This window comes from Sphingobacterium suaedae (assembly GCF_042684625.1).
Taxonomy (GTDB): Bacteria; Bacteroidota; Bacteroidia; order Sphingobacteriales; family Sphingobacteriaceae; genus Sphingobacterium; species Sphingobacterium suaedae.
This window is the reverse complement of the sequence record NZ_JBHULR010000004.1, coordinates 105,200-123,127: the sequence shown is the minus strand read 5'-3', so window position 1 is coordinate 123,127 and position 17,928 is coordinate 105,200. Positions and strand designations below refer to the sequence as shown.

The 17,928-nt window shown below is 45.3% G+C and carries 9 protein-coding genes; all 9 read right to left on the bottom strand.

Annotated elements, in window-relative coordinates:
* Window positions 1-32: 32 nt before the first annotated feature.
* Window positions 33-1,160: a glycoside hydrolase family 88/105 protein gene (locus tag ACFSR5_RS10180; protein WP_380903355.1), complete on the bottom strand. Its 1,128-nt coding sequence runs from the start codon at window positions 1,158-1,160 to the stop codon at window positions 33-35.
* Window positions 1,161-1,168: 8 nt separating this feature from the next.
* Complete coding sequence (locus ACFSR5_RS10175; RefSeq protein WP_380903353.1) at window positions 1,169-3,313, bottom strand: hypothetical protein; 2,145 nt, start codon at window positions 3,311-3,313, stop codon at window positions 1,169-1,171.
* 55 nt (window positions 3,314-3,368) lie between these two features.
* A complete protein-coding gene (locus ACFSR5_RS10170) occupies window positions 3,369-6,959 on the bottom strand; it encodes a DUF4450 domain-containing protein (protein WP_380903351.1) in 3,591 nt (1,196 codons plus the stop codon).
* Between the two features lie 2 nt (window positions 6,960-6,961).
* On the bottom strand, window positions 6,962-8,365 hold the full coding sequence (locus ACFSR5_RS10165) for a glycoside hydrolase family 28 protein (RefSeq protein ID WP_380903349.1): 1,404 nt from the start codon (window positions 8,363-8,365) through the stop codon (window positions 6,962-6,964).
* Window positions 8,366-8,386: 21 nt separating this feature from the next.
* Entirely contained in the window at window positions 8,387-9,493 is a 1,107-nt protein-coding gene (locus ACFSR5_RS10160) for a glycoside hydrolase family protein (protein WP_380903347.1), read from the bottom strand.
* 278 nt (window positions 9,494-9,771) lie between these two features.
* The gene (locus tag ACFSR5_RS10155) at window positions 9,772-11,742 is read right to left on the bottom strand and encodes a RagB/SusD family nutrient uptake outer membrane protein (RefSeq protein WP_380903345.1); all 1,971 of its coding nucleotides are present in this window, start codon (window positions 11,740-11,742) and stop codon (window positions 9,772-9,774) included.
* A 12-nt stretch (window positions 11,743-11,754) separates the two neighbouring features.
* A complete protein-coding gene (locus tag ACFSR5_RS10150) occupies window positions 11,755-14,877 on the bottom strand; it encodes a SusC/RagA family TonB-linked outer membrane protein (protein ID WP_380903343.1) in 3,123 nt (1,040 codons plus the stop codon).
* Window positions 14,878-15,195: 318 nt separating this feature from the next.
* Window positions 15,196-16,227 carry a GntR family transcriptional regulator gene (locus tag ACFSR5_RS10145; RefSeq protein ID WP_380903341.1) on the bottom strand — a complete coding sequence of 344 codons (1,032 nt, stop codon included), beginning with the start codon at window positions 16,225-16,227 and terminating at the stop codon, window positions 15,196-15,198.
* A 173-nt stretch (window positions 16,228-16,400) separates the two neighbouring features.
* On the bottom strand, window positions 16,401-17,909 hold the full coding sequence (locus ACFSR5_RS10140) for a RagB/SusD family nutrient uptake outer membrane protein (RefSeq protein ID WP_380903339.1): 1,509 nt from the start codon (window positions 17,907-17,909) through the stop codon (window positions 16,401-16,403).
* Window positions 17,910-17,928: the final 19 nt, after the last annotated feature.

Here is a 17,928-nt window from a genome sequence, read left to right as displayed (position 1 = left end):
TTTTTTGGTTTACAATGTGTGCCTATGCACGGTTAGTTGATTAGTTTATAGATCTCGCTGCCTGCTAGTAATACGCACCCGAGCCCATAGTCCTCAAAATCAGGGATTTTATCAATTGTCACAGGTTGCCCATCCTTCGGTTCTTTTCCCGTCGATTGCATGTATCCTAAAAAGCCTGTCGGTTGTATCACTTCGTTACTTAGTGCTTGCCATCCTTTTTCGATAGTTGGCAAAAAGATCGCGCGATCTAATATGTCGTGATTCACACCCCAAGACATTCCGTATACAAAAAGAGCGGTACCCGACGCTTCCTTGCCGCCGAAATGATTCGGATCGTGAAGACTCACATTCCAAAAACCATCCGATCGCTGCAAGGGCAATAACGCCTGCGCTAACTGTTTAAAGTCCGTCACATATTCTTCGTAGTGTGGATCTTCCTTGGGTAGTTCTTGTAGCACCAAGGCTAAGGCGGCGAGTACCCAACCATTTCCGCGCGACCAATAGCAATCCTCCCCATTGGGCTCCTTATATGGTGGGACAAAATCTTTATCACGCCACCACAGTTTATCCGTCGGATTGTACAGACCGTGTCCGCCTTCCACATACTTGATATGGTGATACATCCTGTACATGTAGTCGAAATATTTCGGATCGCCAAGCGTTACACCCAACTTGGCATAAATAGGCATGGCCATTTGTATTGCATCAATCCATGTCCAATCGTTTACCCGACCGCTGCGTATCACCGAATCAATATTTTCTTTCACGGCTTTTAGTCGCTCGGGTTGTTTATCGATACGATATAGGTCGATATACGTCATACCGCAATTCTGGTTGTCCGCGTGACGGGTATATACTTCACCACGAACAGGTTTCCAATGATGCTTTTCTCCCCATTCGACCGCGTAATCGTAATAGATTCGCTGTGGATCTATGGCATATAATGCCATCAAACCTTCGTAGTATACACCACGTGTCCAGATATTGGCCCGCCGCTCCTTATTGGTTACGATGTTTTTTCCTGGATCCGGCCATTTTTTCATAAAGTAATTATTCGCCAAACGCAGGCGCTCAAGAACCTGTGCTTTCGTTGTAAAATCCTGTGCCTCCCCCATGCGGAATAAGCAGAGCAGCCCTAGGCATAGTATGATCTTTTTCATCTGTTTATTTACGGCATTTTTTTAAAACCTTCTTTCTTGATTTTCCAAGAACCGTCTTTCGGGAATCCGGGACAGTCACCCTCTGAAGCGTCCCAACCTTCCAGCATCATAGCGACGGCCGTTAATACGCCACCATTTCCTGGCAGGTAGATACGTAGACGCCCATCCTGATAATTGTGCCCATTTTTAAGATAGGTGTTTGTTTGTATATCCATGAACAACGCGTCTAAAGCTTTCTCCGGCAATTGTAATCGGGCGGCATTCATGGCCGTCATTGGAAAATCCCATCCCCATGTGTCTGCCCACGACCATTTTTCCCAAACGGTATCCAATGTGTTTTTCATGACTTCTTTGTCCAATTTTGGAGATTCAGGCACCATGCCTAAAGCCCCCAGCACTGCTGGATGATCCGTCATCCATTTCGGAAACGTGTAGGAATCGGTAGCTGTTTCAGTGGCTAAGTATACATTGCCTTGAACGGGAAGCGGTGCCAATTTCTGAATCACTTCGTCCCATTTTGCATCACGAGGCTCGCCCAACCTTTCTTTCCAAGTCTGCGCTATACGCAACGCCCAATCCCAATAGGCAACTTCATAGGTCGGATTTCTTGTTTCCGCCGCTTTAAAGACTTCCTGTGCTGGGATCACGCCTAGACCGAGGTTATACCGATCCTTCGCTTTGTCGTAATAGGCATAGTCGGCCATAAATTCCGCTGTAGCAAACACCAGGTCTTTATATTTTTCTAGTACTTTTTTATCGTTTGCGTGACGGTAAGCCAACTCTGTCATATAGATAATATGCGGCTGTTGCCAAATCAAAAATGCCGCCACTGATGACGGACTTTCGTTTCCTTCATTATCCGACATCTTAATCCATCGTACGCCTTTATACCCCTGACGTGCAGCTAATGCCTTGGCTTTTTCAAACGTTCGAAAATAGTATTCCAACGTATTTTCCATAATCTCTGGACGCCCCCATAATGCGTAATGTACGCCATGCCACCAGTGCATTTCTGTATGCGGCTTACCATACCAACTATTGAACGTCAGTCCGGTTTCTTGTGGCGGGTTGCTTCCTCCACATTGAACTTTTGTTAGATACTGTGAAAGCACCACGCGCCGTTCCAATTCATGAGCCCGAGGATCGGTACTTCCGGCAAAATCTACAGCGGCCCCGCTTTCCCAAAACTGTTGCCAAGCCGATGACGACTCCCGTTCTATTGCGGTATACAACGCCGCTGATTTAAAGTCGTTTTTCGGAGCAAAGGCGAAGGACAATTCGAAATGATCGGTCGCGGTGGAAGGGCGATACGCGAAATGGTGTATCTGCTTTTCTTTCAGTTGTCCGTCGGTATAGGCAAGCTGGGTAAAATAATGCGTTCCCGGCAACGTGTGTTCTATCGTCGCAGCAGTTGCCGATTGCGACAACAGTACCGATTGATGTTTATCCGCATCACCATAATACGCGGCTTCATCGAGAAATTTTCCCGTAGGATATGGGTATCGAACAAATACCTCTAAACGCCCCTGCTTGACGAGTGAGGAGGAAACCCGAACGCCAATTCGATCGTCTTGTTGGCTGGAGGCGGTCCAAACCTCCACCTTCTCCCCCTCTACGGTAAACATGCTGCGGATAATCCCCGACCAAAGATCCAGCCTTTGTTCAACGTTCTGAATATCCTTGGGAGTAGCCTCCTCGCCATTTCTAAGATAAATGGTAAAACCAACGTTACCAAGTTGCAGCCGATGGGGATTTACACGGTAGTATTCCGTTGCCTCTTTCTGCCTTCCCGCTTCCTTATGTTGGATGCTATATTCTGCCTGTCGTCCTTCTTGATTAAAGTCATAAGCTTTAAGCGTCTCTTGAAACGAATAGTTGTTATCGTTCGGAAAACTATTCCATCCCCACTCGGACTGCGTCCCCAAGGAAACTCCATTTTTGTAATAGACAGGAAACGATTGCATTCCTGTTGCATCCACGGTGTACGCGAATGCACCATTTCCTACGGTAAGCGACGCTAGTGTATCCAGCGAATTATTCACGACATGATGTCTATCAACAACCGCTTTTCGATCGATCTTATCGGTTTGCTGTGCTTGACAGGAGGCCAAGACTGCAACAGCAAGCAGTACTATTAATTTTTTATTTCTCATTTTTTGTGTTTACGAATGGACACCAAGTCTGGAGTCGTATTAATTGATCAAAATTCTATATCGGTCTTAATAATGTGGCGGCAATCAATCCCACGACCACATCATTTGCATGGGTTTGCAAGCGCAATGCTTTAATTTCCTTTTCCGGATCCAGTGGCAGATCGAGCAATGTCGCCGCTCCGCCGTCCACAGCACGCGTTGTATAACCTTTAATATCTTCATATGCTTTTAATTCGCCTCCCCTATATACGTTTCCTGTCTTTAGCTCCACGCGATAGGGAATCGATTCATCAGGAATTTCAAACGCGTAATTATCATCCAAATAGTCTTGTTCGATGGGCCACCAGTTGGTCGGATTCCGAAGGTCTAGCGTGTCAGTTTGCCCATCCATGTAGGTTACACGGATCTTTGCATTCACTAATTGTGATTGCATGGGGTTCGTTGAACCGGCCATTAACAAATAAAGCTTGCGTGCTTTTCCGCGGACTGGAATATCGACGGAAGTTGGATAATTGTCCCATTGACTGGTAAACAACACATTCTTCTCTTCACCCTTGATAAGGAAAGGAATGTCCAGAAAAGTGACCACATCGGCACTTCGCCGGCTCATCAACCCCTGATCATCAATGTGTGCGGTAGTCAACGGGTAACACCAATTTCCAATCCCTTGCCAAGGAAGTTGCAGTGTAGGTCCTTCAGGGCGCGGCGACAGATACTGCTGTTGAAAGATTTGGGTCAGTCGCGCATTGTAGAATGTCGATAGATCATTCGTCTCATAGCCGCCCTTATTACCCACCTCCCAAGTCGTATAATCCACGTTCCACTTCGCGTCTTCTACGTTCAACGCAAACCGATTAGTCCCTTTCGACAACATGTCGGAAGGAAGTATTAGCGTAATTTCTTCCCCTGGATTTAACATAGCTGTTTTTTGAAAATCATCGTGCGTTACAGATATGCGTTGGTGTCGGCCTGTCCGATTTTTAAGATCGACATGATGACCTTTATCGTTCATGGCAAATCGGACAGCGACCGGCTCGACCAATTCCATATTGACGGGTTGCCACCACTGCATATCGGCCCGCTTCAACTGCACGAAGAACGTCCCTTTGCGTTTTCTTTCCACAAATCGAAACTCATTGCCCTGATGATTTGTAAGCAGACCTTGCGGGTCTCGCACCTCTCCGATTTGTATACCGGTCTCTACGGGTAAGGCGTATGCATCTGTATAGGGATGCACGATTGTTTGCTGATTGCTTTGTTGCAAAACTCCTGCTCCGACAACCTCAATCGTAAACACCGTAGATTCAGGCGTTTCTACCAAAAGGATCGGCCGGTCAATAGCGGAAGGTTTAAGTGTCCAAGATACCGCCTGATTGTTTACGCGGACCGCTTTCACCTGCGCATAATGCACCGGTATTTCAAGCTGTAGTTTTACCGGTTGATCAAATCGCGTTCGGATATCGAATTGAACACGATTTTCCATTCGCTTATATGCATAACTCCAAGCCGGCAGATCGATCTCCGCAAAATCCCAACCGCTTGGAAAACCCGGCTTGATTACAACCTTTTTCTCCATCAACTTTGGGTAGACACCAAACAATCCTTCTACAAGTGTACGAGAGGCAACTCCGATCGGATCGGCAAAGTCTCTATACAACTCCCCGCGAAACGCATCATAGTGCGATAGTTGCTGAAAGTTACCCGGACTTATACCATGATACATGCTTTCGATCACGTTGCTTTTCCACAGCAAAAATGCGTCTTCGTTCCGGCCAGCTTGCCAATAAGCCAACGCCGTTTGGAGATTTTCGGCCAACGCTACATTGTTCACGGACCACGTGTACGGTTGCCAGTTCGTAGTAGACAACGTATAGAGGCCTGTATGTTCCATTCCCTTTACGTTGACGGGAATTTTGGGCAAATAATGTTGTATATACTGCAGATTTTGATAGCTTTCGAAATCATCCAATAGAAATGCATCGGCTGTATGGTAGATCGTCCATAACCCGGGCATGTCGTGGCGCAAGCGGTTGCCTAACGCATCCTGAAATTCTGCAAAGTACCCGCGATCGGCTAGCCATAATCGTTCTTTGAGCGCTTTTTCGATTAATGCGGCCTCACGTAGATACGGTGTCGGATCTTCACCGAGTATAGTCGCCAATTTCGCAGCAGACCGATTTGCACGATAGTTGTACATGGTTGTGTGTGTCACACCACCCCCTGCATATTGCAAACCGTCACTTGCCCATATTGCACAGTAGGCATCATACAATCCATCGCCATCCCGGTCAAAATTCCGCTTTTCCCAAGTCAAGTGTCGGACAATAGCAGGCCACATTTTCCGGAGGTAGACTTTGTCTCCCGTATAATCAAAATGTGAAAACAATTGATCAAAGAATACCAAGTTCATGTCGTAGTGGTGCGGAACGGTATTATTATTTGGATTTCTGGAAATATACCCGCTTGTAAACACTGAAGTTCCCATCTGTTCCACATGCCGTGCGAGATGCAACGCGGTGTCCATAACGACCGGACCTTCTTTGGGTTCCAGCACCTGCGCATTTACGTAGCTCGAGAAGTGTTCCTTGGCCCGATCATGCCATCCCAAGGCGTCGGCCGCATAGGCGCCACGCCAAGCATTGAGCCGCATACGCCAGGCTACAGCGCCATGTAAATAAGTCGGACTCTCCCAGATGCCATCCGCAGCTATCGCCAAGGCAGCGCCAAATGTATTGATAAAGCGATCGGGCGTACGTAAACGGAGTCTGTCGACTAATTGGCGTCTAGCCTCCTCAGCTTGTTCGAACCGTTGGACCATTTCCGGATGGTTGTCATGTGAAGCACGCCCCTCTCCTTTGGCAATCTGCATATAAACCGGTGCGGTCCACTTATCGTATTTCGCGTAGACAATCGGATGATCTTTGTTAGTACTTCCTTCCAATGTGCTCAATGCTTCCAATGCAAGTGCATCACCAACATGTACGGCTGTAGTACCCGAGAATGTACCATGGATGAATTGTTCTTCTCGACGCTTGCCCAAATAACGCAAGGTAAAGCGATTGCCTGTTACTGTGAAATGATTATTCTCTGTATAGGCTGGGAGCAAGTAAAAGCCCGATTCGGGGTCAGCTCCGATATCCCCGTTTCGACTAAAGGTTTTTCCGCTAGCTCCGCCGTAGACAGCATACAATATAGAAGATGCGGCTACATTTTCGCCTTCCAGTTTCAATACTAAACCTTCGGCGTGGGCTTGCGCCATCACCGTAATTCGGAGTTTTCCACCTCCTAATAGGGGATCATGTATGGTGTAACACATGGATCCCGGCCGATAACGGGTTTCTATATGCTTTGCATCGATTAGCTTTTTATACGTAGCCCCTTGCCGTAGGACAAACTGCAGATTGCCCCCCATACCCGGCAAGTACAAGGCGAATTCGGGAAGGTCTCCCGCTTCCACACGGGATGCCCTGTTATCACCATATAGGGCTCTATTGAACCGATAGGTACCATTCAGTAACAAAAAATCGCCCTGATCTTCGGTGTAGTGCAACGTACGATCATTCTTTTGCCAATGTTTAGACTGTGCATATAACGATACACCGAGCACCTCTAACAGAAAAAAAGAACTGATTAGAATTCGCCACATAATTATTCGAATGAAGTCACTGTTTGTCCGTTAATAACTACGTTTTTAAGTGTTACATTTTTTAAGTGATCCACTTTATACAGCTCCTTAACACCGTTGATCTTACAGTTTATCATTGTAAAATTGGTCACAGGAGATGACGCATACGCATTTGATAATACGGCATATTTGCCACCACCATTTACCTCCAGATTCTCTACCCAGATATTTCTAATGATAGGAATATGCTTTCCAGGTTTTTCGTAAAACATGTTGAACCGAACGGCGGCTTCTTTATACTGCCCTACTTTGGTGTTGTAGAAAAAAACGTTTTCAATAACTCCACCTCGGCTCGAGCTGGTTTTTATACGCAAGGCTCTATCCAAATTCGGACTGTCCATCACATTGTTTAATGCGTAAATATTTTTCGCACCTCCTGCAATCTCGCTTCCGATCACGACGCCTCCATGTCCATCTTTCATCATGCAGTTTTCGATGATATGATTTTCTGCTGGACGGCCAATATTACGTCCATCTTCGTCCCTGCCTGATTTGATCGCTATGCAATCGTCTCCTGTATCGAAATAGCAATCCTTTATCCATACATTTTTACACGCCTCCGGGTCGCAGCCATCATTATTTGGTCCGTGGCTCACTACTTTAACGCCCTCAATGAGGACATTTTCGCACAGCACGGGATTGAGATTCCACATCGGTGAATTGATCAATTTCACGTCTGCTATCCAAACATTCTTGCAACGATAGGGCTGAACGAAATTGGGACGTAAGAAATGACCATCGCCATACACTCTTGTTTTAGCGTCCACTTCATCCGCCATTTGTTGATGCAGGATCGCGCGCGCAGGTTTTTGTTCCCCTGGACGCGACTCGTTCCATCCATATTTACGTGCGCCACACCAGTACCACCAATGGTCGTTATCGGCGTTGCCGTCTAACAACCCTTTGCCGGTAATCGCAATATTTTCCTCGCCATACGCATAGATAAATGGCGAATAGTTCATGCATTCCATACCTTCCCATCGCGTGAAAACCATCGGATAATCGGAACTGTCCCGGCTGAATAGTATTGTTGCGCCTTCGCTGACATGCAGGTTAACATTGCTTTCCAAATAAATGGCACCGGTCAGAAAAACGCCAGCTGGTACGACGACGCGTCCCCCCCCTTCTGCATTGCAGCGTCTTATTGCAGCTTTGAATGCCTCCGTATTCTTCGTGACACCGTCTCCTTTGGCACCGTAAGCCGTTACGGGATAATCTTTGTCACGAAAGGTCGGTTGTATCATTTGTTTTTTCAACGCTTCAACTTCTGCAAGCGGTTGTTTTGCTGTTGTCCAAGCCATGTCCTGCGCGAAAGCGAACGTCAAGAATAGACATGAATAGAAGAATAGTATGATTTTTTTCATCATAAAATAGTTATCGTGTGTAAATTAAAGTTTGTACGAAAGAATGTCGAAGACGAATGTGGTCGATGTATCATCTGGTCCACCTTGCGTGGCACCAAAGAGAAATCGGGGTTTATCTGTTTCTTTATCCAGTAGCAGCATGGGGCGTTCTAAGCGGCCAAAACGTTTCAAGTGCGATGCTGGTTGTAGTTCCTGGATATAGCTTTTCATAGCGGAGTAGGAAACCGCAGGATCCGTCCAACGAAGCCCGTCCGAAGACGACAGAATCAACCCATATTCGTGATTAAAAAAGCCCATATCCCGGGCGATCATGTAGTAGCGATGCTCTTCCTTCCACACAAAAGCATCCTCCAGCTGGGCATTATTTGGCCTGTCGGAAAAGTCAATAACCGGATTCTCAGATACCTTTTCATAAGGGCCAAGGGGGTGTTTTGCCTTCGCCAATCCATATTTCCGATTTCCGCGTACCGCGCCTTTAGCTTGCGCATATTCCGCGGTATTCCATGATTTATAGAACAGCCAATACAAGCCGTCATCGCCTTTTAAAAAGGCTGGATTTGTTGTACAGTGATCATCCCACATACCAGCCTGACCGGGCAGCAAACAGGGTGTATCCATACGTGTCCAAGGTCCCTCCAAATTTTTCGAGGTCGCGATCCCGATTCTCTTGGTATCGGTTTTCCCATTGGAATTACCCATATAAAACAGATAATACGTATCATCCACTTTTTTGATCAGCGGATTATGACAGGTCGTACTATCCCAATATCCTGCTCGAGGAGCTAATACAACCGTCTGATGTTCGAAACGATCGTATGGACTGTCCGCAACGGCATGCGCAATCTCTGAGCCTCGAATCCATCCACTCATCCCCCTCTCTTTTTTCCAACGGGAATAAAACAAGTGTACCTTACCATCTGCCCCCCAAATAGGAGAAGAACACCAAATGTAGTAATCAGGAAGTTGAAAGGAGCGACCAATGGGTTTTAACGTAAAAGCCGGTGGCCTATCCGCGAGCCTGGTCGCCGACCACGCCTCAGGGGCTACCAACATGATTGACAGACAGCCTATTCCAGACTTAATAAAGTATCTTCTAGAGAATGGTTTTTCCTCCCTTTTTGTCGACTCCATGGTTTATCGTATTCGCGTTAGCTTTCGGTTTACATCGACAAGATATTAAAAACACCTGCTAAAGGTATCCTGCTCTGTCCTGAAATGCAGTGCATTCTTGTAGCAAAAAGGAGGAAAAGTAGACCGTAACATCTAATCTTAACATTTTTTTTACAAAGACGTTGGCTCGCTAACCGTAAGGTCTGTTGTTTTAGTCGACTAGTGAAGTGAGGTTGGCTACAGGTTAAAAGAAAAACAGACCACACATGGCGGTCTGTCTCTTCAAAATATATATTGGGTTAATAGCCCGGATTTTGCATGGCCTGTTTTTCCGGAGCACTTAGTGGTCTACCACTGGTTTGGATCGCATCCAGAAAACTCTGCGGAATAGGTCGCACATAATGCGTGCCTTCGACCGGATTTGCTTCATTACTAAAAATCTGTGCTCGTTTTACCAATGTTTTCGTACGCGAAAGGTCTTCCCAACGTAGAAGCTCGCCCATCAATTCGCGAGATCGCTCGTTCAGGATGAACACCAAAAATTTATCCTGATTAGAAGATGCGCCGAGTTCCGTATAAAATTGATCTGTTGCCGTCCAAATATCATTTACTGTCAGGGTCATAGCAGTGGTGGTTGCAGCTGTCGTTTCTTGCATATTATTCGACTCATAATACGTATTACGTTCGGATAAGGAGACAAACGAAGTAACTGGAACGACCTCATTGTTTTTGTAAGCGATCCCACCATCCACATAAGCCGACCGATCTTCTCCATCTTTATAAGCGGCACGTTTTCTGATTTCATTAATGAAGGGCATCGCCTGGTCATATTTTCCCTGTCTGCCGTATGCCTCCGCAACAAGTAGATACGTTTCTCCCAATCGCGCCAAAATACCATCTCGGTTACCAAATTGGTTAGCCACCGAATTCCTGGAACCATCGGCAAATTTCGACATCGTCAAATACCGACTTGCTTCATAATTTCCATGAGCTCCTTTATAGCCCTGCGTATTTCCATTAAAATATCGCACAAACATATGTGGCGCTCTTTTTTTGATATTTTCGGCCGTATACCGAGTATCTCCGGCACCGTTGACGATATATTTAATAGAGACTTCTCCGCCTTTAAATTTTACTTGATTTACTAAATCTGCGCTAGGAGCATTTGTTGCGTCCCACTTTGGTGCCGCTTCGGGTTTATTGCAGAGGTATTCCGTTTTAAATGTTTTCCAAAATCTAGAGTCATGTACACGATCGTACACGTCGACCGAATAGTCAGACGTCCGTAATCGTTGAAACTCTCTTCCTCCCGGAATATCCCGTTGCATGCCTGCTAAATTCTGATAAACAGAGGGATAATGCAGATGCAATTGATTACCATATCTACCGGCTGTTGCGACATTATTAGAGAATTGGGCAGCTAAAATAATTTCAGGTAAGGTCTCGTTGGGACCGTCGGGCTTGGTAAAATTCCACAGATCCCGAAAATTATCTGCCAAACGGTGTCCGCTTTGCTCGATGACTTCTTTTCCAAATTTGACCGTGTTTTCCAAATCAGCGTCTTTGGTCGTCTCATTCCAATCGGCATATAGCTCACTGGCTCTGGTCAAATAAACTTTCGCTAGGAAATGAGCGGCAGCCCATTTCGTTATTCTTCCCGTTTGCGCTCCTTCTGTAGGCAAGAGTTCATACGCTTTCGTAAAATCGCTGACCACCTGCTCAAACACCTCCTGCGCCGTGCTCCGCGTAAATTCCAATTGAACGGTATATGAAGGATCCAATTTAATGGGTACACCGCCATATTGTTTGACCAGTTTAAAATAGTTAAATGCGCGTATGAAATATCCTTCTCCTAACCGCGTATTTTTCAAATTTCCATCGGTATAAAACTCGGGTACATTCGCAATAACGGTATTTGCTGAATTGATAGCCCCGTACATATTATCCCAAACGTTGGCTGTTTCCCCGGTCAAACTGTTTAGGGTTGATCCATATGTCCCCCACATTTCTTTCGTACGATCCCCTCCGATCCAAAACTCATCGGTACCGTAGTTTGTTGTCGCATAAGCCCATTCATAATTAAAATGAAAACGCAGCGATTGATACATACCTGTTACCAACCCATCTAGTCCTTCAGTTGTTTTGTAATCGTCTGTATTCCTAGACGTAATCAATTCTTCATCCAAAAAGTCCTTTTGACAGCTCTGCATACTCAACAGGGGAATTGCTGCAAGTAAAGCGTATATGTATTTTTTATTTAAAATTTTCATTATAATGCCTTTTTAAAAACCAACATTTAATCCAAAAACAACCCCTCTGTTGAAGGTCGAACCTCCCAAATCTGGATCAATCCAATCAACTTTCGAATACAGTAAACCTGGGTTCATACTCTGCACATAAATACGGAGTCTTGAAAGCTTCAACCGATTGGTAACATCTTCTCCGAAAGTGTAACCCAACGATACATTTCTGAGTTTGACAAATGTTCCATTCTGATAATTCATGGAGCTCTTGTACGTATCTCCGGCAGCACTATTATAGTTTGGAGCAGGATAATCATTCGTTGGGTTTTGCGGAGTCCAATAGTCCACTAACCGTTGCGAATAACGTCCTTGTAGTGCTTCTTCTCCTCCGGTCAGCATAAAACCGCCGCGTCCATAAATGAAGAAGTTTAGATCAAAATTTTTATAGGTAAAGCTGTTACCAAAACCAAAATTCCAATCGGGCGCCGAATGGCCTAAAATCTGTCGGTCGTTATTCGCATCTATTCTATAATCTCCATTTAAATCTCTAATTTTTATGCTTCCTGGCGTAAAGTTTCCACCGTTCGCGTTAAATTTTTCCATTTCCGCAAGATCCTCTGGTGTATTTTGCCAAATACCGTCTTTCACGTAATCGTAATATACGCCCAGCCGTTCACCTATAAACCAGAAATTCGCTAAGTCGTCGACCGTACCACCAGCCAACTCGACGATCCGGTTTTTGCTATGTGTAAAACTCAAGGTGGATTCCCATGAGAAATTCTCATGGGCGATGTTCACCGTATTCAATGATAGTTCGACACCCCGATTGGCTGTAGAGCCGACATTGTCGAACGTAAACGTGTAACCGTTTACTGTGGGAATTGTACGTTCCAAGAGCAAGTCTGTCGTCTTCGACGTGAAGTAATCCAGTGAACCCGATATTCTGTTTTTGAAGAAAGAGAAGTCGACACCGTAATTAATTTGCGCTGTCTTTTCCCAAGCGAGCTCCTTATTCGGTAATGGAAGTGGATCCCTGGTGGATGGGTCGGATGGCACATATCCAGGCTCAACTACATTGCCCCAGGTATAATATAAGGTTTGCAGTCGACCCAAGGTACTGTATGCGCTAACCGATGAATTTCCGGTGACCCCATAACCGATCCGCGCCTTTAACAGATTAATCCATGAGTGACTCCCTAAGAAACCTTCCTTATCCAGCCGCCAAGCCAAGGCTAATGAGGGGAAAGTATCCCATTTATGTCCTTCGCCCAACATAGACGCTCCATCCCAGCGCATCGATCCCGTAAAAAGATACTTGCCGTCGAAGTCATAGTTCCCGCGTATCATATAGGATTGCATTTGTGTTTCAACCAGTCCCGAAGAAAAATCGTCCAATTTATCCACCGAGTTTAATTGATACCATTTTTGGCTATCCCACGGTAGGTTTGTTGCGAGCATGGTGGATGTTTCTTCACGAAAAGAGGTAGCACTTTGCAACAGGGTCAAACCGACATTATGCTTTTTGAACGTCTTATTGTAGTAAATCAAGTTGTCCAATGTCCAAGAAAAACGCATCGTTTGGTTTAATTGCGCATAATTCGTTGACCCGGGTTCGCCACCACCACGATTCACAGAGTTTGCGTCCATGTATCGGCCGTTGCGGTTATTGTAATAATCAGGACCGAAATTGACTTTATATTTTAGGCCTTTAAGGGGCTCAAATTCCGCATAGATATTACCAAAATTTCGAAAAATAAATCGTTCATTCACATTGTAACTTGCCTCTAGAATAGGATTGAGAATATTAATATCTCCACCCGGCAGGTTGATCCGATTTCCTTGCTCGTCATACGGTACAGCAAATGGAAGCATGCCGCGCGCGGCAAAGTATAAGTTTCCCGGACCAGTCGCATTAGTGGTGGCATAACCATAGTTTTGGTCACCATAGGTGGTATTCAGTACGGCTCCCATTTTAAACCAATTAACCGGTGTAATATCCACCGTCAATTTTCCGGAATAGCGCTGATAATCCTGTCCCAATTGCGTTCCGTCTTGTTTCAAGTAGCCAAATGACCCGTAAGCCTGTACTTTTTCCGTTCCTCCGCTAGCAGACAGCAAATGATCATGCGTAAAGCCAGTCTTGGTCACATAATCCGTCCAATCCGTTGTCGGCACTAGAGAACCGTTCCAATCCCCGTCGGCCCATCCCTTCTGTACATTTGCCCAAGCATACGGATCTTGTCCAAAAATTTCCTGATCAGATGCGAAATCCGCACCATCCGGGTACTTAACTTTCACATTTGGATCTAAACGATATGCCCTTCTGTAGGCTTCCCGTCGGAATTCGATGTAGTCAGCTGCATTCATCATTTCTGTCCGATCTTGCAGATTTTCGATCGTCGAAGTAAAGGAATAATCCAATGTCGTGCGTCCTGATGTTCCGCGCTTGGTGGTGACAATAATTACACCATTCGCCCCACGCGAACCGTAGATCGCCGTCGCAGAAGCATCCTTTAAAACATCGATCGATTCGATATCTTTTGGATTTATAAATTCAATACCGCCGGAATTTAAAGGAACCCCATCGACAACATATAACGGGGAATTGGAAGCCAATAGCGATCGCTCTCCCCGTACACGAACAGATCCCACCTCTCCGGGGCGTTCATTGGATGTCACGTCAACACCTGCCGCACGGCCTTGCAGCGCTTGCAAAGGATTCGTAACCGGCATGGCCGTAATTTCTTCGCTCTTCACGGTAGTAACCGACCCTGTCAAATCCGATTTCTTCACCACATTATACCCCACTACCACCACCTCCTCGACCAATTCGCTTTCGGACATTAAAGTAATCGATAGAGTACTACTCCCCGCCACATCCTGCTCTTGCGATTTAAACCCCAGCATCGTGAAAACCAACGTTCCATTGCTCGGCGCGCTTATTTTAAACGCACCCGTTGCATCGGTTGTCGTACCTCCCTGTTCCCCTTTAACGGTAACGCTAACGCCTGGTAATGGGCTGCCCTCTGCATCTTTTACTCGTCCAGACACATTCGTCTGTGCCCAAGCCGGCGTGATACACAACACGGTAACGAACAACACCAGTATCCGCATATTGAGCAGATAAGCTGTGCTTGCATTCATCAATTTTTTCATTTGCATTTTTTTCTGAAATTTCTCGAATTATAAATCTCCTTTTCTTGAAGGGTACCATGTAAAGAGGCAGTAGGGAGAGGAGACCAACACGGCAACATCACGGCCTGATCGCAGTCAGCAATCGATTGCATTCCCATTGATGAAACTAGATTCGCAGCGAGCCAAGCGGTCGGGCCTAATCTATATGATTAATAAACAATGAAGGTGGTGGCGGTTTATCTTTCTTCCCTAGTATCTTCTAAACAAAATACCTTCTTCAAAATACCTGAGCAAGGTAGATAAACAATAGATGAGCAGCAACCTGCCGTATCCTGCCTATGGACGTTAGATAGAGGGACGGATATTAATGTAAAAAGGCACCTCGACTTGCTTGGTTTCCGATCCTTTAATAATCTGAGCTGCGTATTTGCCCATCAGCTCAAAGTCTGTTGAAATGGTTGTAATCCCGTTCAAAATAAATTTCTTGAGTGGTGTTTCGTTATAAGAAATGATGCCAACATCCGTCCCGACCTGAAAATTTTTCGAAATGCACTTTTCCAAAATGAGTACCAAATCGTCTTCTGCGAGATTAATGTAACATTCTCCTTTTTTAATACTCTCCTTCGACAAATCGCCCACTAGAATATGATCAAATGCATATTGCTGGCAGAACTTATAAAATCCTTTGATTATAGCTTTGGGGTAGTCGCTGTTATCTGGAAAGACCAGTTTAAGCGTTCGATAACTGGAGAGTGGATCCAGTGCTTTTTCAAGTGCCTCATAAATATCTTTTTCATAATTTTCGTATACGGCATCAAAGTGTCCTTCTAAACCGTCGACCATTTTCCCGAGTAACATCAGTTTTTCGGCAGGTATTAACGCAAGCACTTCTGGTGCCTGATCTCGCCCTTCTTTAAAATGCGGAAAAACCACATAGCGGTCATACTGTTTTGTTAGGTTGAGCACTAAACTTCTTAGATGAGAAATATCGCTGTTATATACAAAAAGATCCAGCGAAGCCTCTATTCCTAACTCCCGCGCAAACGCGTCATATACAATTTTTTTATGTGCACTGAGTTTGTTCAGGAATAACGCAATTTTTTGTTTACTCACCACTTCGGCTTTGGCCACAAAATAACCTTTTCCTGGGGTCGATGATATAACATCCAGACTTTTCAGGTGCTTATATCCTTTTTCTACCGTATCACGAGAGATATCTAAGTGGACACTTAACTCATTAATTGACGGTAAGATATCGCCGAGCTTCAGCTGATCGTTTCGCACCCCCTCCATGACGGCGTCCGCCAACTGCAAATACTTTGGCGTCGATGAGAAATCGCTGATCTGTATACTCTTTATAAAATCGGTGTTATTCATCTTCCCTTAACATAAGATCGCCTTAAAGAAACGCTTTTTTCATAAAAAAAGCAATCTTTCCGTAATTCTTAAAGAGAATAGGCGCTGTGTTGTGTAAAGAACGGATATATATAGCAGGAAAAGACATAGCGCGCAGCTTACATGGCCGACACGCTATGTCCCTATTTGTCGGTTTAATACCCTTGATTTTGTTCGTACAGTCCAGGAGCGTTATTCAATTCTGATTGGGGAATGGGATATAACACATAATTGATCTGAAAGTCCTGCATCTGTCCGCCCGTATCTTCTTGATCAATCCATGCGTTCATCGTTTGTTCGACGGTGCCCGAGCGAATTAAGTCAAACCACCGACTGCCTTCTCCAATGAATTCGCGGCGACGCTCTTCAAGAAGCTGTGTTTTTGTTACAGCAACAAGCGGCTCAGTTAAGCCGGCTCTTGATCGGATTTGGTTTACCACCTCATCCACGTCTGTCGTTGCATTTCCAGGAGCACCGTTCAATACACATTCTGCTTTCAGCAGCAGTAAATCCGCATACCGAAAGACAATAAAATTGTTTGGCCAATCTGTTCGGCTAGTTGTTGGCACTTTCGTGATGTCCACAAATTTTTTCACAAATGATCGGGTTTCGACGGCTGAGCCGTTCGAAAATCCACTTTGAATATTAAAAGATTTCCGAACATCAGCGTCTGCATAACGATCCAGCAAATCTTGCGCTACCGGACGAATAGTCAAACCGCCCTGATTGCCAAAACCGAGCGATTGGAACCACGTGTCCGGAACCAACACCCACGGAAATGTCGCTCCTACAGCCGGCGTCGCACCGGTTGCATATTCGATATTAAAAATAACTTCTTTGTTGCGCTCGTTGTTATAATCAAAAACGGCGCTATAGGTCGGCAATAGCTCAAATTCGCCGCTCGCAATAATCTCGTCGAATTGTTCGACAGCTTTTCCCCACTCGTTGCTATTTAATCCTGCACCATCGATACCCAAAGTAGGCCCGGATCTAGTCATGTACACCAAGCCGAGTAGCATTCTAGCCGCGTAGCTGTTAACTCGTCCCTTGTCCTCTGCAGCATACGTACTTGGGGCAGGCAAATAATTTATGGCTGTCATCAGGTCCTGAATAATAAAATCATAAAGAATAGTGACCTCACTACGTGGTATCGTCTTCGCTTCGGCGGCTGTGACCACGTGATCAATCAGAGGAACCTTCCCAAAATAACGAAGTAGATCAAAATAATAAAAGGCACGCAAAAAACGTACTTCTCCTTCCATCCTGCGTCGGACATCCGCATCCAAAATCACGGTTTCTCCTTTGGTAGTTAACTGTTCTAAATAATTATTTGCACGGAATATGCCGATATAATTCCCTTCCCAAGCTTCTTCTACATAGGGATTCGCGTCAATGGTCTTGTGAAAGCTGTTGATCCCTTCCCAATCGCGTACACCACCATCTGATACGGCATAGAGATTGTCCGAACGTGTTTCGGACAGATTTAGCAACCGATCGGGGTAAGTGCGCGTAGCACTGTACACGGCGTTCAACCCCTGTACAAAATCATTTTCGGTTTGAAAAAACGTTTCGGACGTTGGATCAGATATGGGTTGCTGATTGAGGTCCATGTCGCAGGCCGTTAATATGCCTAAACCAATTACTATATAAAATATTTTTTTCATGTTATGCATCGCTTTTAAA